This is a genomic window from Oceaniovalibus guishaninsula JLT2003, from assembly GCF_000299575.1.
Classification (GTDB): domain Bacteria; phylum Pseudomonadota; class Alphaproteobacteria; order Rhodobacterales; family Rhodobacteraceae; genus Palleronia; species Palleronia guishaninsula.
The window spans coordinates 269949-288601 of record NZ_AMGO01000021.1; the positions used below are offsets into that span (position 1 = coordinate 269949).

Sequence of the window (18653 nt, forward strand, 5' to 3'; positions counted from 1 at the left end):
GCGCTAGTAGAACTCGAACAGGATATCCTCGACCTCGCGGTCCAGATCCTCCAGCGCGGCCTCGGAACTCGCTTCGCCCGCCATCGCCCGCTCGAATGCCTGAGCCATCAACCCCTCGATCTCGCTGGCCTGCATGACGTTGGGTTGGCTAATCGCACGACCGTCCTCGAGTGCCGCGACGAAGGGCGCGGTGAAGGCGTCGGGTGCCTCGCCCGCAGCATTGTCGGCCGTGCTGGCGGTCAGCGCGCCGAGCTGGCCCAGCATCTCGCCCATGCAGGACAAGCCGCCATCGCGGGGCGTGTTGAGGTGTTCGACCAGCGCCCATGCCGCGTCCTTGCGGTCGCTGCCGCTGTCCACACCCATGAAAAAGGCGTATTGCAGCGTCCGCCAGTCGTCGCCCATCGGGATCTGGCTGACCGCCACATCCTCGTCGAACCGGTCGCCGAAGCCCGCCCGGATCTCGCTTTCCAGCCAGTTCGCCATGACGATCATGCCGATGCCGCCCGCCGGAAAGTCGTAGGCATCGACGCTGAGGTCCGCGATTCCGTCGCGCACCAGTCCGGCCTCGCGCTCGAGCGCGGCGAGGGCCTCGGGGCTGTCGAACAGCGCCTCGGAACGGTCGTCCGAGTAAACCTTGCCGCCTTCGGAATAGAGCAACGCATAGAAGGGATGCACCAGCCCCGCCCCGGACGAGCTTTGACCGAAGGCGAAACCGGCGGTTTCGGTGCGGCCCTGCGCGTTGCGTGTGGCCACGGCCTGCGCCACCTCGCGCAAGCCGTCCCATGTCGTCGGCGGCGCGTCGAACCCCGCCTCGCGCAGCAGGGCCATGTTCGACACCAGCATGTAGACGCTCACCTCGGTCGGGACGCCCCAGAGCGTGCCGTCGATGGTGGCGGCGTCCACCGTTCCGGTGGAATAACCGTCGCGCACGAAACCGGCCAGATCGTCGGGCACCGGATCCAGAACGCCGTTATCGACCATCTGCGCCGCCCAGATCGAATAGACGTTGTAGATGTCGGGCGCCTGCCCGGCCAGCCGCCCGGTCAGCACGGTTTGCAGATAGTCGCCATAGGTGATCTGCCGGTATTCGGCCCCGATGCCATCGACGTCGTAATCCTCGAGGCAGGCGATCAGCGGCGCGGCCTGTTCCTGGGTATAGTGCATTGCCACTGTCAGCGGCGCATCATCGGCATGGGCCGGGATGGCGGCACCCAGCATCGCGGCAATGGCAAGCGGGGCTGTCGTTTGATTGAACATTCGTTCGCTCCGGTTGGTCGCAGAAGGACCGGCCTGAGACGGCCGTGGTCGAGGATCACCTAGACCCGTCCGCCACACCGTCGAGAACGATTTTGTCGCACCCGCCGGCGAAGGGCGGGTGCGGTGCGCGTCAGATGCCCAGCGCCTGCCTGACCGCGTCGAGGCCCGGCCCGCCATCGGCCGTGGTCACGCCGTCCAGCCAGCCGTCCAGCACGCCGGGATTGGCCGCGAGCCACTGGCGCGCTGCGGCGGCGGGCATCATGCCGTCGTCGGTAATGCTGCCCATGATCGTGTTTTCCATGTCCAGCGTGAAGTCGAGCTGTTCCAGAAGCCGCGCAGCATTGGGGCAATCGTCGCTGAACCCGGCGCGGGTCACGGTGTTGACGACGCCCTCGCCGCCGAAGAAATCCTTGCCTCCTTCCAGATATTCGATGTCGAAGTTGGCGTTCATCGGATGCGGCGCCCAGCCGAGGAAGACGATGGGTTCGTTGCGGGACACGGCGCGGCGGACCTCGCCCAGCATCCCCTGTTCGGAGCTTTCGCGCACCTTGAACGCGCCCATGCCGTGCGCGTCCTTCTCGGTCAGGCCGATGAGATAGGCGTTGCCCAGATTGCCCGGCTCGATCCCGTAGATCGTCCCGTCCAGATCGTCGGCGAAGGCCGCCAGGTCGTCATAGGTCTTCAGCCCGGCATCGTAGGTATAAACGGGCACGGCGAGGTTGTAGATCGTGCCGGTCAGGTTCTCGTTCACCGTTTCGATGGTGCCTTCGTCCAGATAGGGCTGGATCGCACCGGCCTGCGTGGGCATCCAGTTGCCCAGGAACACGTCCGTATCCCCCGAGGCGAGCGAGGCGAAGGTGACGGGGACGGACAGCACGTCGACGTTCACGTCATAGCCGAGCGCCGTGAAGATTTCGTTGGCGATGGCGGTCGTGGCGGTGATGTCGGTCCAGCCGACATCCGAAAAGGCGATCTCGTCGCACTGGGCCTGCGCCAGCGCCATGCCGGACGCGACGATGCCGCCCGCCAGAACGGCTGCAAAGGTTCTTTGGTGGGTCATGGGGTCAGCTCCGGATCGGAAAAGCGATTGAAGGGTTCAGTAAAGACCAGTTAGGCAATCGTGACAACATGCAGGTCCGGGGGGCAGATGACGAAGCCGAACATCCTTGTGCTGATGGTCGATCAGCTGAACGGCACCTTCTTTCCAGACGGGCCGGCCGACTGGCTGCATGTTTCGAACCTTGCCGCGCTGGCCGCGCGGTCGGTGCGGTTCCGCAACGCCTATACCGGATCGCCGCTATGCGCGCCGGGGCGGGCGGCGTTCATGTCGGGCGCGCTGCCGTCGCGCACCGGCGTCTACGACAACGCGGCCGAATTCGGATCCGACCTGCCGACCTATGCCCATTTCCTGCGGCGCGCGGGATACCAGACCTGTCTGTCGGGCAAGATGCACTTTGTCGGGCCGGACCAGCTTCACGGGTTCGAGGAACGACTGACGACCGACATCTATCCCGCCGATTTCGGCTGGACGCCCGATTACCGCAAGCCGGGCGAACGCATCGACTGGTGGTATCACAATCTGGGGTCGGTGACGGGGGCCGGCGTGGCCGAGATCACCAACCAGATGGAATACGACGACGAGGTCGCGCATCATGCCGTCGCCAAGATCTACGATCTGTCACGCGGTCACGATCCGCGGCCCTGGGCGCTGACCGTCAGCTTCACCCATCCGCACGATCCCTATGTCGCGCGACGGCGGTTCTGGGATCTCTATGCCGATTGCGACCACCTGCTGCCCGAGGTGCCCGCCATCCCCTACAGCGATCAGGACGCGCATTCGCGGCGGCTGTTCGATGCAAACGACTGGACGCGTTTCGACATCGGCGACGACGAGATCCGCCGCGCGCGGCGCGGCTATTTCGCCAACCTGTCCTATATCGACGAAAAGATCGGCGAGATCCTCGCCACCCTGAAGGCAACCCGGCAGGAGGCGATCGTGGTCTTTCTGTCCGATCACGGCGACATGCTGGGCGAGCGGGGACTGTGGTTCAAGATGAGCTTCCGCGAAGGATCGGCGCGCGTTCCGCTGATGATCGCCGCGCCGGGGTTGACGCCCATGCGGATCGACGCGCCCGTCTCGACCATCGACGTGACGCCGACGTTGTGCGATCTGGCCGGTGTTTCCATGATGGATGTGGAGCCGTGGATCGACGGCCGGTCGCTGGTCCCGACCGCGGAAGGACAGGCGCGCGGGGCGCCCGTCGCGATGGAATACGCCGCCGAAGGGTCCGAGGCGCCGATGGTCGCGCTGCGGCAGGGGCGCTGGAAATACACGCGCTGCGCCCTCGATCCCGAACAGCTTTTCGACCTCGATGCCGACCCGCACGAGATGACGAACCTTGCCGCCGATCCCGACCATGCCGAGACGTTGGCGCGATTTCGCGGCATGGCGGACGACAGGTGGGATCTGGACCGTTTCGATGCCGATGTGCGCCGCAGCCAGGCGCGGCGGCTGGTCGTCTATGAAGGGCTGCGCAAGGGCGGGTATTACCCTTGGGATTTCCAGCCGCTGCGCAAGGCGTCGGAACGATACATGCGCAACCACATGGACCTGAACGTGCTGGAGGAATCGCAGCGCTTCCCGCGCGGCGAATAGGCGCCCGGCCCCGGCGGGACGGGCGCCCGGTGGGTCAGGCGATCTGGCCGTGGCAATGCTTGAACTTCTTGCCCGATCCGCAGGGGCAGGGATCGTTGCGGCCCGGATTGCCCCATGTGGACGGATCGGTCTCGGTGAAACCGGGTGCCGCGGCTTCGGCCTCGGCCTCGCCCTGCGGGGGGTGGCCTGGGCCTGCGACTGGATCGCCTGACGCTGCGCCTCGATCTGGGCCAGCATGCGCTGCTGTTCCTCGGGCGACAGGGGGCGGATATTGGCCAGCTTCTGCGTCACGTCCTCGCGCAGCGAATCGAGCATGGATTCGAAAAGCTGGAAGGCTTCGTTCTTGTATTCGTTCAGCGGATCGCGCTGCGCGTAGCCGCGGAACCCCACGACCGAGCGCAGATGTTCCAGCGTCACCAGATGCTCGCGCCATTTGGCGTCGATGGTCTGCAACAGGATCTGCTTTTCGATGGTGCGCATATTCTCGGCACCGAAGCGGGCGGCCTTGTCGTCCATGAACTCGTCCGACGCCTTTTCCAGACGCTCGCGGATCACCGCCTCGTCCACGCCGTCCTCTTCGGTCCAGGCGATGACGGGAACGTCGATGCCCAGCTTTTCCAGCGCCGCGACATACAGCCCCTCGCCGTCCCACTGGTCGGCATAGCTTTTGGGCGGAATATGCGCCGCGATCAGGTCGTCGATGACCTGATGGCGCATATCGCGAGCAATCTCGGCGACCTCGTCCGTCTCCATAATCTCGCGGCGCTGGCCGAAGATGACCTTGCGCTGGTCGTTCATCACGTCGTCGAACTTCAGCAATTGTTTGCGGATGTCGAAGTTGCGCCCCTCGACCTTGGCCTGCGCCTTTTCCAGCGACTTGTTCACCCACGGATGAACGATGGCCTCGCCTTCCTTCATGCCCAGCTTGGACAGGACGGAATCCAGACGCTCGGACCCGAAAATGCGCATCAGATCGTCCTCGAGGCTAAGGAAGAACGAAGACCGCCCCGGATCGCCCTGGCGTCCCGACCGGCCGCGCAACTGGTTGTCGATGCGGCGGGATTCGTGCCGTTCGGTCGCCAGCACGAACAGGCCGCCGGCTTCCTTGACCTTCTCCTTCTCGCTCGCCGTCTCGGCGGCGATGCGGGCGCGCACTTCTTCGGGATCGGCCTCGGGATCGGCTTCCAGCGCCTGCATCACCTTCATGTCCACATTGCCGCCCAACTGGATGTCGGTGCCGCGTCCGGCCATGTTGGTGGCGATGGTGACGGCGCCGAGCTTGCCCGCATCGGCGACGATCTGCGCTTCCTGTTCGTGCTGGCGCGCGTTCAGGACGTTATGCGGAACGCCTTCCTTTTGCAGCAGGGCGGACAGCGATTCGGACTTCTCGATTGATGTCGTGCCGACCAGCACCGGCTGGCCCTTGTCGTGGGCGGCCTTGATCGCGGCGACGATGGCGTCCAGCTTTTCGCGGGCCGTGCGATAGACGGCATCGTGTTCGTCCACGCGGGCGATGGGGCGGTTGGTGGGCACCTCGACCACGCCGAGGCCGTAAATTTCGCCGAATTCCTCGGCCTCGGTCAGCGCGGTGCCGGTCATGCCGGCCAGCTTGTCGTAAAGGCGGAAATAGTTCTGAAACGTGACCGAGGCCAGCGTGACGTTCTCGGGCTGGATCTGGACGTTCTCTTTCGCCTCGATGGCCTGATGCAGACCGTCCGACAGCCGCCGCCCGGTCATCATCCGCCCGGTGAATTCGTCGATCAGCACGACCTCGCCGTTCCGCACGATATAGTCCTTGTCGCGCTGGAACAGCTTGTGCGCGCGCAGGCCCTGGTTGACGTGATGCACCAGCGTCGTGCTTTCGGGATCGTAAAGCGACTGGCCCTCGGGCAGGATGCCTGCGCCGGCCAGATGGTTTTCCAGAAACTCGTTGCCCTCGTCGGTGAAGGTGACGTTGCGGGTCTTTTCGTCCAGGCTGAAATGCGCGTCGGTCAGCAGCGGGATGACCGTGTCGACGGTCTTGTACATCTCGCTGCGGTCCTGGCTGGGGCCCGAGATGATCAGCGGCGTGCGCGCCTCGTCGATCAGGATGCTGTCCACCTCGTCCACGATGGCGAAGTTGTGACCGCGCTGATACATGTCGGACAGCGACGATTTCATGTTGTCGCGCAGATAGTCGAAGCCCAGTTCGTTGTTGGTCGCATAGGTCACGTCGCAGGCATAGGCCGCGCGTTTCTCGCCGTCGGGCTGCTGGGGATAGACGACGCCGCAGGTCATGCCGAGCGCGGTATAGACCTTGCTCATCCAGTCGGCGTCGCGCCTGGCAAGGTAATCGTTCACGGTCACGATATGCACGCCCTTGCCCGACAGCGCGTTGAGATAGGCCGGGAACGTCGCCACCAGCGTCTTGCCCTCGCCGGTCTTCATTTCGGCGATGTTGCCCTGATGCAGGAAGATGCCGCCCATCAGCTGCACGTCGAAGGCGCGCAGACCCAGCGACCGGCGCGCGGCCTCGCGGCAGTTGGCGAACGCTTCGGGCAGCAGGTCGTCCAGCTTCTCGCCCGCCTTGGCGCGGTCGGTCAGCGTCCGGGTGCGGGCCTTGATCTCGTCGTCGGACAGCGCCTCGAATTCGGGTTCCAGCGCGTTGATCCTGTCGACCAGAGGCCGCGTTGCCTTCACCTTGCGGTCGTTCGGCGTGCCGAAAACCTTCTTGGCGACAGATCCCAGACCCAGCATGTTCTCTCCTGACGGCAACTTGGGGGAAGGGGCTGCTTGCCCGCGCCGTGCAGGACGCATATTCAGGGCGGCAATGGCCCCCTCGAGGCTCAAGGCGATGTAGGGGGCCGGTTTCACACTGTCAACGCCAGCGCCCGCGGGTCTGGCCGGAGGATTCTGCAAATGCCGACGAACCTGCTCCGCCGCACCGGCGCCGTCTGTGCCCTGTCCCTGACCCTGGCCGCGCCGCTTGCCGCGCAGGACGCCGGAACGGTGGTCGCCACCGTGGGCGACAAGGACATCACGCTGGGCCACATGATCGCGCTTCGCCAGGGACTGCCCGCGCAATATCAGCAGCTTGACGACAGGACGCTGTTCGACGGGCTGCTGGAACAGCTTGTGCAGCAGACGGCGCTGGCCGAACAGGTGACGGACCCGTCGTCCCGTACCCAGCTTGAACTGGACAACCAGACGCGCGCGCTGCTGGCGGCGGAACTGCTGCGCCAGACCGCGGCCGACGCCGTGACCGACGAGGCGATCCAGGCCGCCTATGACGCCGCGTTCAGCGGGGCCGATCCGGTGACGGAATACAACGCCGCCCATATCCTTGTGGAAACCGAGGACGAGGCCAAGGAGATCGTCGCGCAGCTGAACGACGGCGCCGACTTCGCCGAGCTTGCACGCGAGAAATCCACCGGCCCGTCCGGGCCGTCGGGCGGCGATCTGGGCTGGTTCGGGCCGGGCCAGATGGTCGGCGAATTCGACGAGGCCGTTCAGAACATGGAACCGGGCAGCGTGTCGGATCCGGTGCAGACTCAGTTCGGCTGGCACGTCATCAGGCTGAACGAGACGCGACAGCAGGATGCCCCGGCCTTGGACGAGGTGCGCGACCGGCTTGCCGCCGAAATCCAGCAGGAAGCCGCGCAGAAGCTGATCGACGAGGCTACGGCCGATATCGACGTGACCCGCCCCGAGACCGAGATCGACCCGGCGCTGGTCCGCGACGATTCGCTACTGGACTGACCGGCCATGCCTGCCCTGTCGCCGCTGGCGCCCGACGCGTTCCCCGACCTGCCCGTCATCGACGGGGCGCGCTTCGCCAGCGCGCAGGCCGGGGTGCGCTACAAGAACCGCACCGACGTGATGCTGGCGTTGCTGGACCCCGGCACCACGATCGCCGGGGTCTTCACGCGGTCGGCCACGCGGTCGGCGCCGGTGCTGGATTGCCAGGCCAAGATCGGCGGCGAAAGCGGCGAAGGCGCGGCCATCGTCGTCAATTCCGGCAATTCCAACGCCTTCACCGGATCGGCCGGGCAATCGGCGGTCGATGCCATCGTCGCCGCCGTGGCCGGCGCCACCGGCATCCCGGCGGGGCGCGTCTTTACATCGTCCACGGGGGTGATCGGCGAACCCCTGCCCGCGCAACGCATCACCGCCGTGATCGGCGATCTTGTCGCGTCGGTTTCGCCCGACGGCATCCACGGCGCGGCCGAGGCGATCCGCACGACCGACACCTTCGCCAAGGGGGCGGCTGCGCGGATCGACGTTGATGGCCGGGACGTTCGCATCGCCGGCATCGCCAAGGGGTCGGGCATGATCGCGCCCGACATGGCGACGATGCTGGTCTATCTGTTCACGGATGCGGCGGTGGATCGGGCGCTGTTGCAGCGCATGCTGACGCGCCAATGCGACCGCAGCTTCAACTGCATCACCGTGGACAGCGACACATCGACATCGGACACGGTGCTTTGCGCGGCGACCGGCAAATCGGCCCGCATCGACGACGACAATGCCGCCGCGTTCGAGGACGCGCTGGGCCGGGTGATGCTGGATCTGGCGCATCAGGTCGTCCGCGACGGCGAGGGGGCCACCAAGTTCATCGAGGTTGCCGTCACCGGCGCGGCGGACGACAAGGATGCCGACCGGATCGCGCGCTCGATCGCTAATTCCCCCTTGGTCAAGACGGCGGCCGCGGGCGAGGATCCGAATTGGGGCCGGATCGTCATGGCCATCGGCAAATCCGGCGCGCAGGCCGATCGCGACCGTCTGACCATCCGGCTGGGCGACATCCTGGTCGCGGAGAACGGCTGGGTCGCGCTCGGTTATGCCGAGGCGGACGGCGCGGCCTACATGAAGCGGCAGGAATTGCGGATCGGCGTCGATATGGGGCTGGGCGACGGCACCGCGACGATCTGGACCTGCGACCTGACGCACGCCTATATCTCGATCAACGCCGATTACCGGTCTTGACGCGGATCGTGCTGGTTTCGGCGGTTGCGCTGATCGACGCGGACGGCCGCGTGCTGCTGGCGCAACGCCCCGAAGGCCGCAGCATGGCGGGCCTGTGGGAATTTCCGGGCGGCAAGGTGGAACAGGGCGAAACGCCCGAAGCCGCGCTGATCCGCGAACTGTCCGAAGAGCTGGGCATCGACACCTGGTCGAGCTGCCTTGCCCCGCTGACCTTCGCCAGCCATGCCTATGACGACTTTCACCTGCTCATGCCGCTGTTCGCGTGCCGCCGGTGGAACGGGCAACCCGCCCCGCGCGAGGGGCAGGCGTTGAAATGGGTCGCGCCCAACCGGCTGCGCGATTATCCTATGCCGCCCGCGGACCTGCCGCTGATCCCGATCCTGCGCGACTGGCTGTAAAACAGCCGCCCGCCGTTAACCAATTGTTGCAAATTGACGCGCCAAGCTGATCTTGCCGATCTGCGGGTTGGCGAATGACGGGACGCCGGTTAGCGTCAACATACAACGTGAACGGGAGGGGCAGATGAAGACGATCACGATAGGAAGCTGCGTGTCGGTGCAGGGGCAGGAAGTCGGGCAATTGGCCGATGGCCGGATCCTTGTCCGCGTGGGGACGGAAACCTTCGCGGGCCGCCCGATCCGCATGGCGACCGGATTGCGTTAGAACGGCGTCGGCAGGATCGAAGCGGGGATGATCCGAACCGGACCAGCGCGGCGCGCTGGCCCGGTCGATCGTCAGGTCAGGTTACGCTCGACTTCTTCACGGGTGAAGATCTCGATCACGTCGCCGACGCGGATGTCGTCGTAATTGTCGAACGCCATGCCGCATTCCTGACCGGACTGCACCTCGGCCACCTCGTCCTTGAAGCGCTTGAGCGTCTTCAGCGTGCCTTCGTGGACCACGACGTTGTCGCGCAGCAGACGCACGCCGGCCGACCGGCGCGCGACGCCTTCCGTGACGAGACAGCCGGCGACCTTGCCGACATTGGACACCTTGAAGACCTCGCGGATCTGCGCATAGCCGATGAACGTTTCGCGCACCTCGGCCGAGAGCAGGCCGCTGGCCGCCGCCTTCACGTCGTTCACCAGATCGTAGATGATCGAGTAATAGCGGATCTCGACCCCCTTTTGGTTCGCCGTCTGCCGCGCGCTGGCATTGGCCCGCACGTTGAAGCCGACGACCGACGCCGACGACGCTTCGGCCAGACCGATATCGGATTCGGTGATCGCGCCGACACCCGAATGAAGCACGCGAACGCGCACCTCGTCGTTGCCGATCTTCTCCATCGCCTGAACGATGGCCTCGGCGGAGCCCTGCACGTCGGCCTTCACCACGATGGGCAGTTCGGCGACGCTGCGGTCGGTCCTGGCGCGGGCCATCATCTGTTCCAGCGTCGTCGCCGCCCCCACCGCGGCGCGCTTGTCGCGCGCGGCATTGGCGCGGTATTCGGCGATCTCGCGCGCCTGCGCCTCGGTCTCGACCACGTTCAGCACATCGCCCGCTTCGGGCGTGCCGCTGAGGCCCAGAACCTCGACCGGAACGGACGGACCGGCTTCGGTCACGCGCTCGCCCTGGTCGTTCTCCATCGCGCGGACCTTGCCCCATTGCTCGCCGACGACAAAGATGTCGCCCTTGCGCAGGGTGCCGTTCTGCACCAGCACCGTCGCCACCGGCCCGCGGCCGACATCGAGCTGCGCTTCGATCACCGCGCCGCTGGCGGCACGGTCGGGGTTGGCCTTCAGCTCCAGCACCTCGGATTGCAGCGCGATGGCTTCCAGCAGGTTGTCCAGCCCCTTGCCGGTGGTCGCCGAAACCTCGACATCCTGCACGTCGCCGGACATCTTCTCGACGATGACCTCGTGCTGAAGCAGATCGGTGCGCACCTTGTCGGGATTGGCCGACGGCTTGTCGATCTTGTTGATCGCCACGATCATCGGCACCTTGGCGGCCTTGGCGTGGTTGATCGCCTCGATCGTCTGCGGCATCACGGCATCGTCGGCCGCGACCACCAGCACCACGATATCCGTGACCTGCGCGCCCCGTGCCCGCATCGACGTGAACGCGGCGTGACCCGGCGTGTCGAGGAACGTCAGTTCCTGACCGCCATCGGTCGTCACCTGATAGGCGCCGATATGCTGGGTGATGCCGCCCGCCTCGCCGGTGGCGACGCGCGCATGGCGGATCGCGTCCAGCAGCGACGTCTTGCCGTGATCGACATGGCCCATGACGGTGATGATCGGCGCGCGCGGCTTCAGATCGGCGGCCTTGTCCTCGACCTGGTCGATGACCTGCTCGACATCGGCATCGCTGACGCGGACGACCTTATGGCCAAAATCCTCGATGATCAGTTCGGCGGTATCGGCGTCGATGGTCTGGGTCTGGGTTGCCATGATGCCGTTCTGCATCAGCGCCTTGACCACATCGGCCACGCGTTCGGCCATCCGGTTGGCCAGTTCGCTGACGGTGATCGCCTCGGGCAGGTTGACGTTGCGCACGACCTTCTCGCGCTCGACCTTGCCGCCCATCGCCTTCTGGCGCGCGCGATCCTGCTTGCGGCGCATCTGCGCCAGCGACCGCTGCCGGCCGCCCTCGCCGCCAGCAAGCGCTTGGTTCACGGTCAGCTTGCCGGACCGCCGCTTGTCGCCATCGCTCTTGCCGGGTTTGGCCACGCGGTCGCGCTCGCGGTCCTCGGTGGGCTTGCGCGTCGGCACCGGGCCCTTGGCGGCGCGCGCTTCGGCATCGGCGGGGGTGGGCTGGGGTTGCGCCGCGCGTTCGCGGGCCGCGGCCTCGTCGGCCAGACGGCGGGCATCTTCTTCGGCCTTGGCGCGCAGGGCATCCTCGCGCTCGCGCTCCTCGGCTTCCTTCGCCTCGATCTCGGCGCGGCGGCGCTCGCGCTCTTCGGCGCGGGCCTTCTCCTCGGCCTCGCGCTGCGCGGCTTCCTCGCCCTCGCGCGCCCTGGCGGCGGCAAGGGCCTTCATCCGCCGTTCGAGTTCGGCATCGGTGATCCCGGCGGGCCTGCGGGACGGATCGCCCTTGATCGGTCCGGCGGCGCCCGTGGGCTTGGCACCGGCCGCGGGCTTGGGGGCCACCACGCGCTTGCGCTTGACCTCGACCGCGACGTTCTTCGTCCGCCCGTGGCTGAAGCTTTGCTTCACCTGACCGGAACGCGGGCCGCCGGGGCCACGGACACCGAGGGTCTTCTTGCCGTCACTATCGCTCATCGAGTCTTCTTCACCTTTCCGGCAACCCCGTCGGAAGGGACACCGTCGCCTGCGCGAACGCCTGAAAGCCGCACGGCGTCGTCCCTGAATAGATCAGCGAGTCTGCCTGCGGCGAGCGCCGCATGTATCACATGTTCACGTCCGAATGCCAAACCCAATTCCCGGGCCGACAGAATGTCGAAATACGATCCCCGACCGCCCGGCCGGTGCAGCTTGCCCTTGCCGCGTTCGGACCCGTCCGAAGCCTGCAACAGGATCCCCGCCTGATCCTTGCCCAGCCAGTCCTTCACCTTCTCGTAGCCGGCGATCGCGGCACCGGCCTTGCGCGCAAGGGACAGCCGGTCGATCACCCGGCGCACCAGCGCCGCCTCGACCGAGGCGACCAGATCGTCGGGCACGACCACCTGCCGCTTGGCGCCTTTCGAGAACAGGCGCTTCTTCACCGCCATGTCCAGCGCCTCGCGCTCGGCCGCGACATACATGCCCCGGCCCGGCAGCTTGTTGGCCACATCGGGCCAGACGGCATCGTCCGGCCCCACGACAAAGCGAATCAGGCCGCGCCTGGGATTGACCTCGCCCGTTGCCAGACAGCGACGTTCGGGTTCGTCCGGCGCCGGCGCCGGCTTGCCGCGGGTCATGGCGGGACTCTCCGTTCTCAGGCCTGCGCCTCCTCGACTTCGCCGTCTTCCTCGGCCGCGTCCAGATCGGCGGGATCGACCCAGCCAAGCTGGATCCGCGCCGACATGACCATCGCCTGCGCTTCTTCGAGGCTGACCTCGAACGGCTCCAGCACGCCGTCGTCCTTCTTGCGCTCGCCGTTCTCGACCGTCCAGCCGCCGGCCAGTTCCCAGTCGGCGCAAGTGGCGAAATCTTCCAGCGTCTTCACGCCGTCCTTGGCCAGCGCCTCGATCATCTGGGGTGTCAGCCCCTCGAATTCAACCAGGCTGTCCTCGACGCCCAGCGCACGGGCCGCTTCCAGCGCCTTGCGGTTCTGTTCGTCCAGATAGTCGCGGGCGCGGGCCTGCAATTCGCCCGCCGTGTCGGCATCGACGCCGTCGATCACCAGCAGCTCGTCCGCCTCGACATAGGCCACCTCCTCGAGCGAGGTGAAGCCTTCGCTGACCAGAAGCTGCGCAAAGAACTCGTCCAGATCCAGCGTATCCATGAACAGCTTGGTGCGTTCCTCGAACTCGGCCTGGCGGCGCTGGCTTTCCTGTTCCTCGGTCATGATGTCGATATCCAGCCCGGTCAGCTGCGACGCCAGACGCACGTTCTGTCCGCGCCGTCCGATGGCCAGCGAAAGCTGCTCGTCGGGAACCACCACCTCGATGCGCTCGGCCTCCTCGTCCAGGACGACCTTGCTGACCTCGGCGGGTTGCAGCGCGTTCACCAGGAAGGTCGGCACGTCCTCGTTCCAGGGGATGATGTCGATCTTCTCGCCCTGCAACTCGTTCACCACGGCCTGCACGCGGCTGCCGCGCATGCCGACGCAGGCGCCCACGGGGTCGATACTGCTGTCATAGGAAATGACGGCGATCTTGGCACGCGACCCCGGATCGCGGGCGACGGCCTTGATCTCGATGATGCCCTCGTAGATTTCGGGCACTTCCATGCGGAACAATTCGGCCATGAATTGCGGATCGGTCCGCGACAGGAAGATTTGCGGCCCCCGCACCTCGCGCCGCACGTCCTTGATATAGACGCGGATCCGGTCGTTCGGACGATAGCTTTCGCGGCCGATCTTGTCGTTGCGGCGCAGCACGCCCTCGCCGGGGTTCAGATCGACGATGACGTTGCCGTATTCCTCGCGCTTGACCAGCACGTTGATGATCGTGCCGACGCGGTCCTTGTATTCCTCGAACTGCTTGTCGCGCTCGGCCTCGCGGATCTTCTGCAAGATGACCTGCTTGGCCGATTGCGCGGCGATGCGCCCCATCTCGACGGGCGGCACTTCCTCGGCGAAGACGTCGCCGACCTTGGGATCGTCCAGATAGGTGCGGGCCTGTTCGACGGTGAACTCGGCCTGGTAATTCTCGACCGCATCGTCCTCGACCACGGTGCGCACGCGGGTGAAGGTCGCCCGCCCGGTCTTGCGGTCGATCTTCACGCGGATATCCATCTCGGCGCCGTAACGTGACTTGGCGGCACGGGCGAGGCTTTCCTCCATCGCCTCGACGACCAACGCGGGGTCGATCATCTTCTCGCGCGCCACGGCCTCGGCTGTCTGCAAAAGCTCGAGCTGGTTGGCGGATGTGATGGCCATGGGGCTTCAGTCCTTCTGGTCGGGAAGACGGGCATCGTCTTCGCTGTCGATTATCGTCTCGATCTCGTCGAACTGGCTTTCGTCGATCTCGCCCGCGTTCTTGCGCGCGCGCAGAACCTCGCGGATCAGGTCGTCGGTCAGCACCAGCTTGGCGTCGCTCAGCCAGTCGAAGCGCAGCCCGATGGTGCCCTCGTCGATCTCGATCAGCACCTCGTCGCCCTCGACCCCGGCCAGCACGCCCTTGAAGCGGCGGCGGCCGTCGATCATCTCGGTCGTCTCGATCTTGGCGACATGGCCCTGCCAGTCGTCGAAATCCTTCAGCCGGGTCAGCGGCCTGTCGATGCCGGGGCTCGACACTTCCAGCGTATAGGCGTCCTCGATGGGATCCTCGACATCCAGATGCGCCGAAGCGGCAGTCGAGATGCGGCCGCATTCGTCCACCTCGATCCCGCCGCCGGGACGGTCGGCCATGATCTGAACCGTGGGCGTCTTGCCGCCCATATAGCGCACGCGCACCAGCTCGAATCCCAGATCCTCGATCACGGGGGTCAGAATTTCGGCAAGCCGTCGGTCGATGCTGGCCTTGGCGATCAGGTCGGACATGGGCATTCCCGAGATTCAAAGCACAAAAAAAGGGCCAGCGGCCCGTCATGCTATCCGGTGGGTATCGGGTTTGGACCCCGACGCGCCGCTGTCAGACGATCAGATAAGGAATTGCCCTGCCGGATGCAAGTCCGCGATTGCCGGCGAAAGACACGCGATCTTAACGCATCGCCCCTAGACCCGGCGTGATGGGCAACAGGTGGACATTCAAGGCGCGGCCGTCCGACCCGGACACGACCCGCCTGCAAATCGCGGCGATCGTGCGCGAACGGCCCAAACGCCTTGCGGCCATCGCCGCGGCGTCCATCGTTGCGATGCCCTTTCTGCCGCCTCATTGGCCCGCAACCTTCGGCCTTCTCTATTTCGCGATCGACCTCGGCGGCATCGCGGTGGAACGGCGCATGCTGTCATCGGGACGGCGGCGGTATTTCCTGCTGCATTCGCTGATGATCTTCGTAATCTCGGGCATCACCATCGCGACCCCCGTCATGCTGATGTCGGACGGGCGCCTTGCCCCCTTCGTCGTCGGCAGCACGATCATGTGGGGCATCGTGATCCATTGCGTCGTGATCCGCTCGTGGAACGTGCAGCTTTACGTTCTGGCGACCTTGCCGATTCTCGCCGGCTTTGCCGCGATGGTGCCGCCGGTCATCGGGACGGTCGGCAGGGTCGAGATGCTGGCCGTCATCGGCAGCCTGCTGGGCGGCATCGCCTATATCGGCGCGGTAACGCGCGACGCCTTTCTTCTCAAGGCCGACCTGATCGGCGCCAAGCGGCAGGCCGATGCCGCGAACCGCGTCAAGGACCGCTTCCTGACGGCGATCAGCCACGAACTGCGCACACCGCTGAACGGGATCCTCGGCATCGCGCAGATGATGGCCGATGACGCCCGCGACCGGGCCGAGGCCGAGCGGGCCGAGATCCTGATCGCATCCGGCACGATGCTGAAATCGCTGCTCGACGATATCCTCGATCATGCCAAGATGCAGGCGGGCGGATTCACCGTTTCGCCCGCGCCTGCCGATATTCGGCATATCGTCCGCTCGGTCCAGCGCCTGTTCAGAGATACCGCCGCGGCCAAGGGTCTGGTGCTGGAAACCGTCACGCACCATGCCGTCCCTCCCGCGTTAATGCTTGACACCCTGCGGGTAAAGCAGGTGGTCTCGAACCTGGTGGCGAACGCGATCGAACATACCGAACTGGGCTGCGTCGAAATTGGCGTCGCGTGGGACGCCGAAACGGGACGCCTGACGGTCGGGGTGCGGGACAGCGGCGCCGGCATCGCGCCCGACGACCTGCCGCTGCTGTTCCGGTCCTTCGCGCAGCTCGACGACGCATCGGCCCGGCGCGGCATCGGCACAGGGTTGGGGCTGTCGATATCGCGCGATCTGGCGCGGCTGATGGGCGGCGATGTCACGGTGACGTCCGAATTGGGGCAAGGGTCGGACTTCACGCTGTCGCTGCCCGCGCCGAAGGCAGCGGATGGGCAAACGACCGCCGCATCGCCGGCCCCTCTGGCCGGTCTGCGGGTTCTGGTGGTGGACGACAATGCCACGAACCGCCTGATCGCCGGATCCTTTCTGGAAAGAATGGGCGCGCGGCCCGTCTTCGCCGCCGATGGCCGCGAGGCGCTCAAAGCCCTCGATCCGGCGCGTATGGACGTCGTGCTGATGGACATCCAGATGCCGGTTCTCGACGGACATGCGGCCACCGCCGCCATCCGCGCCGATCGCGCCTTCGACGCCATCCCTGTCATCGCGCTGACGGCGGGGGGTGGGCCGAACGAAGGTGACGGCTATCTCGGGCGGGGCTTCGACGGCTTTCTGCCCAAACCGCTGGGACGCAAGGCGATGGAGCGAGAGATCCTGCGCGTCCTGTCGTCGCGCCTTCCAGGTATCGCCGCCGAATGACGGTCAGTCCCCGGCGCGCAGGCGGTCCATCGTGCGCACCAGTTCCGCGCTGATGCCAGGCTCGCTCAGCGCGTGGCCGGCGCGCGGCACCATCACCAGCGTCGAGGCGGGCCATGCGGCATGCAGCGCATGCGCGGCCGCCGGCGGGCAGATCATGTCATAGCGGCCCTGCACGATCGTGCCCGGCACCTGCGCGATCCGCCCCGCATCGCGCAGGATCTGCCCGTCCGTGTCGAGAAACCCGGCATGGGTGAAATAGTGGTTCTCCAGCCGGGCAAAGGCGCGGGCATATTCCGCCGGGCTGTCGCCGCCCGGCCCTTCGTTCGCCATGCTGGCCAGCGAGTTTTCCCAACTCGCCCAGGCACGCGCGAACCGCGTCTCGATCTGCGGATCGCCCGAAAACAGCCGGCGGTGATAGGCGGCGATCAGGTCGCCGCGCTCGTCCTCGGGAACCAGCTCGACGAAGCGGCGCCAGATGTCGGGCCAGAACCGTCCCGCACCACCGCCATAGAACCAGGCCAGCTCCGCCTGCGTCATCAGGAACACGCCGCGCAGCACCAGATGCGCCACGCGGTCGGCATGCGCCTCGGCATAGATCAGCGCCAGCGTGGCACCCCAGCTTCCGCCGAAGACGATCCAGCGGTCGATCCCCAGGGTCGCGCGGATCAGCTCGATGTCGCGCACCAGATGCCAGGTCGTATTCGCCTCGACCGACGCATGGGGCCGCGACCGGCCGCAGCCGCGCTGGTCGAACAGCACGACGCGATAGACGGACGGATCGAAATAGCGCCGCATCGACGGCGAACAGCCGCCCCCCGGCCCCCCGTGCAGCACCACGACCGGCACGCCGTCGGGCCGTCCGCATTGTTCGACATAGACGCGATGGCCGTCGCCCACGTCCAGCATCCGCTGGTCGAACGGGTCGATCCGGGGATAGAGCAGCGCCGCCGCGCCGTTTTGTCCTGCCGCCTTGTCCATGACCGGACTATATAAGCGGCAATTCCGCCCCGCCATGCCCGCAAAGGATAAAACTATGCCGACCACCACCATCGACCCCGCCGAGATCGACAAGTTCAGCGCCATGGCGGCCGAATGGTGGGATCCGCAGGGCAAGTTCAAACCGCTGCACATGATGAATCCGTGCCGGCTGGACTATATCCGCACCCAGATCGCCGCCGAGTTCGACCGCGACCTGACCGCGCCCCGTCCGTTCGCGGGGCTGCGCATCCTCGACATCGGCTGCGGCGGCGGGCTCCTGTCGGAACCGATGGCGCGGCTGGGGGCCGATGTGGTGGGTGCCGATGCAGCGGAACGCAACATCCCCGTGGCGCAGGTTCACGCGCGCGAACAGGGCCTCGACATCGACTATCGCCACACCACCGCCGAGGCGCTGGCCGAGGCGGGCGAACGGTTCGACATCGTCCTGAACATGGAGGTGGTCGAGCATGTGTCCGACCCGCAGGCCTATCTGACCGCCTGTCACGATCTGCTGAAACCCGGCGGGTTTATGGTCTGCTCGACCATCAACCGCAATCCTCGCAGCTTCGCCTATGCGATCCTGGGGGCCGAATGGATCATGCGCTGGTTACCCAAGGGCACGCATGACTGGTCGAAGTTCATCACCCCGGACGAGCTTTGCGCGATGATCGAACGCGCGGGCCTGACGCCGGTGGACCGAACGGGCTTCGTCTTCGACTTCGTGCGCTGGTCGTGGTCGCTGTCCGACCGCGACCTGGCCGTGAACTACGTCACCGCCTCGACCAGACCCGCCTGAAAGG

At 66.2% G+C, this 18653-nt stretch carries 14 protein-coding genes and 1 pseudogene; 7 read left to right on the plus strand and 8 right to left on the minus strand.

The window, feature by feature from the left end:
* Positions 1-3: 3 nt before the first annotated feature.
* Together OCGS_RS07340 and choX are read right to left on the minus strand one after the other, a co-directional pair.
* Positions 4-1257 (minus strand): extracellular solute-binding protein, encoded by a 1254-nt coding sequence (locus OCGS_RS07340; RefSeq protein ID WP_007426607.1) that lies wholly within the window; start codon positions 1255-1257, stop codon positions 4-6.
* A 130-nt stretch (positions 1258-1387) separates the two neighbouring features.
* Positions 1388-2317 carry a choline ABC transporter substrate-binding protein gene (choX, locus tag OCGS_RS07345; RefSeq protein WP_007426608.1) on the minus strand — a complete coding sequence of 310 codons (930 nt, stop codon included), beginning with the start codon at positions 2315-2317 and terminating at the stop codon, positions 1388-1390.
* Positions 2318-2404: 87 nt separating this feature from the next.
* On the opposite strand from choX, the gene betC reads away from it, so the two are divergent.
* Positions 2405-3913: a choline-sulfatase gene (gene betC / locus OCGS_RS07350; RefSeq protein WP_040610665.1), complete on the plus strand. Its 1509-nt coding sequence runs from the start codon at positions 2405-2407 to the stop codon at positions 3911-3913.
* Between the two features lie 34 nt (positions 3914-3947).
* Here the strand turns inward: betC and secA are convergent.
* Positions 3948-6649: pseudogene (gene secA / locus OCGS_RS07355) on the minus strand (preprotein translocase subunit SecA).
* Positions 6650-6811: 162 nt separating this feature from the next.
* Between secA and OCGS_RS07360 the strand changes: the two are divergent.
* From OCGS_RS07360 to OCGS_RS15310, 4 genes are all read left to right on the plus strand, one after another.
* Positions 6812-7651: a peptidylprolyl isomerase gene (locus OCGS_RS07360; RefSeq protein ID WP_007426610.1), complete on the plus strand. Its 840-nt coding sequence runs from the start codon at positions 6812-6814 to the stop codon at positions 7649-7651.
* Positions 7652-7657: 6 nt separating this feature from the next.
* Positions 7658-8878, plus strand: coding sequence for a bifunctional glutamate N-acetyltransferase/amino-acid acetyltransferase ArgJ (argJ, locus tag OCGS_RS07365; RefSeq protein WP_007426611.1), 1221 nt, complete (start codon positions 7658-7660; stop codon positions 8876-8878).
* Positions 8875-9276, plus strand: a complete 402-nt coding sequence (locus tag OCGS_RS07370) for a (deoxy)nucleoside triphosphate pyrophosphohydrolase (RefSeq protein ID WP_007426612.1) — start codon at positions 8875-8877, stop codon at positions 9274-9276. The genes argJ and OCGS_RS07370 overlap by 4 nt, the downstream gene beginning before the upstream one ends.
* 124 nt (positions 9277-9400) lie before the next feature.
* Positions 9401-9541, plus strand: a complete 141-nt coding sequence (locus tag OCGS_RS15310) for a hypothetical protein (RefSeq protein ID WP_007426613.1) — start codon at positions 9401-9403, stop codon at positions 9539-9541.
* 71 nt (positions 9542-9612) lie between these two features.
* On the opposite strand, the gene infB is transcribed toward OCGS_RS15310, so the two are convergent.
* From infB to rimP, 4 genes are read right to left on the minus strand one after another with little or no spacing between them, the layout of a single operon-like run.
* On the minus strand, positions 9613-12099 hold the full coding sequence (gene infB / locus OCGS_RS07380) for a translation initiation factor IF-2 (RefSeq protein ID WP_007426614.1): 2487 nt from the start codon (positions 12097-12099) through the stop codon (positions 9613-9615).
* On the minus strand, positions 12096-12737 hold the full coding sequence (locus OCGS_RS07385) for an RNA-binding protein (RefSeq protein WP_007426615.1): 642 nt from the start codon (positions 12735-12737) through the stop codon (positions 12096-12098). The genes infB and OCGS_RS07385 overlap by 4 nt, the downstream gene beginning before the upstream one ends.
* Positions 12738-12754: 17 nt before the next feature.
* The gene (gene nusA / locus OCGS_RS07390; RefSeq protein ID WP_007426616.1) at positions 12755-14362 is read right to left on the minus strand and encodes a transcription termination factor NusA; all 1608 of its coding nucleotides are present in this window, start codon (positions 14360-14362) and stop codon (positions 12755-12757) included.
* Between the two features lie 6 nt (positions 14363-14368).
* The gene (gene rimP / locus OCGS_RS07395) at positions 14369-14965 is read right to left on the minus strand and encodes a ribosome maturation factor RimP (protein ID WP_007426617.1); all 597 of its coding nucleotides are present in this window, start codon (positions 14963-14965) and stop codon (positions 14369-14371) included.
* A gap of 188 nt (positions 14966-15153) precedes the next feature.
* Between rimP and OCGS_RS07400 the strand changes: the two genes are divergently transcribed.
* Positions 15154-16875: an ATP-binding protein gene (locus tag OCGS_RS07400; RefSeq protein ID WP_007426618.1), complete on the plus strand. Its 1722-nt coding sequence runs from the start codon at positions 15154-15156 to the stop codon at positions 16873-16875.
* Between the two features lie 3 nt (positions 16876-16878).
* On the opposite strand, the gene pip is transcribed toward OCGS_RS07400, so the two are convergent.
* Positions 16879-17853: a prolyl aminopeptidase gene (gene pip, locus OCGS_RS07405; protein WP_007426619.1), complete on the minus strand. Its 975-nt coding sequence runs from the start codon at positions 17851-17853 to the stop codon at positions 16879-16881.
* A 55-nt stretch (positions 17854-17908) separates the two neighbouring features.
* On the opposite strand from pip, the gene ubiG reads away from it, so the two are divergent.
* Positions 17909-18649, plus strand: coding sequence for a bifunctional 2-polyprenyl-6-hydroxyphenol methylase/3-demethylubiquinol 3-O-methyltransferase UbiG (ubiG, locus tag OCGS_RS07410; protein ID WP_007426620.1), 741 nt, complete (start codon positions 17909-17911; stop codon positions 18647-18649).
* Positions 18650-18653: the final 4 nt, after the last annotated feature.

Excerpts from the sequence above, each read along its gene's own strand:
- OCGS_RS07340 (WP_007426607.1), bottom strand. The coding sequence starts at position 1,257 with ATGTTCAATCAAACGACAGCCCCGCTTGCCATTGCCGCGATGCTGGGT.
- choX (WP_007426608.1), bottom strand. The coding sequence starts at position 2,317 with ATGACCCACCAAAGAACCTTTGCAGCCGTTCTGGCGGGCGGCATCGTC.
- betC (WP_040610665.1), top strand. The coding sequence starts at position 2,405 with ATGACGAAGCCGAACATCCTTGTGCTGATGGTCGATCAGCTGAACGGC.
- OCGS_RS07360 (WP_007426610.1), top strand. The coding sequence starts at position 6,812 with ATGCCGACGAACCTGCTCCGCCGCACCGGCGCCGTCTGTGCCCTGTCC.
- argJ (WP_007426611.1), top strand. The coding sequence starts at position 7,658 with ATGCCTGCCCTGTCGCCGCTGGCGCCCGACGCGTTCCCCGACCTGCCC.
- OCGS_RS15310 (WP_007426613.1), top strand. The coding sequence starts at position 9,401 with ATGAAGACGATCACGATAGGAAGCTGCGTGTCGGTGCAGGGGCAGGAA.
- infB (WP_007426614.1), bottom strand. The coding sequence starts at position 12,099 with ATGAGCGATAGTGACGGCAAGAAGACCCTCGGTGTCCGTGGCCCCGGC.
- OCGS_RS07385 (WP_007426615.1), bottom strand. The coding sequence starts at position 12,737 with ATGACCCGCGGCAAGCCGGCGCCGGCGCCGGACGAACCCGAACGTCGC.
- nusA (WP_007426616.1), bottom strand. The coding sequence starts at position 14,362 with ATGGCCATCACATCCGCCAACCAGCTCGAGCTTTTGCAGACAGCCGAG.
- rimP (WP_007426617.1), bottom strand. The coding sequence starts at position 14,965 with ATGTCCGACCTGATCGCCAAGGCCAGCATCGACCGACGGCTTGCCGAA.
- OCGS_RS07400 (WP_007426618.1), top strand. The coding sequence starts at position 15,154 with ATGGGCAACAGGTGGACATTCAAGGCGCGGCCGTCCGACCCGGACACG.
- pip (WP_007426619.1), bottom strand. The coding sequence starts at position 17,853 with ATGGACAAGGCGGCAGGACAAAACGGCGCGGCGGCGCTGCTCTATCCC.
- ubiG (WP_007426620.1), top strand. The coding sequence starts at position 17,909 with ATGCCGACCACCACCATCGACCCCGCCGAGATCGACAAGTTCAGCGCC.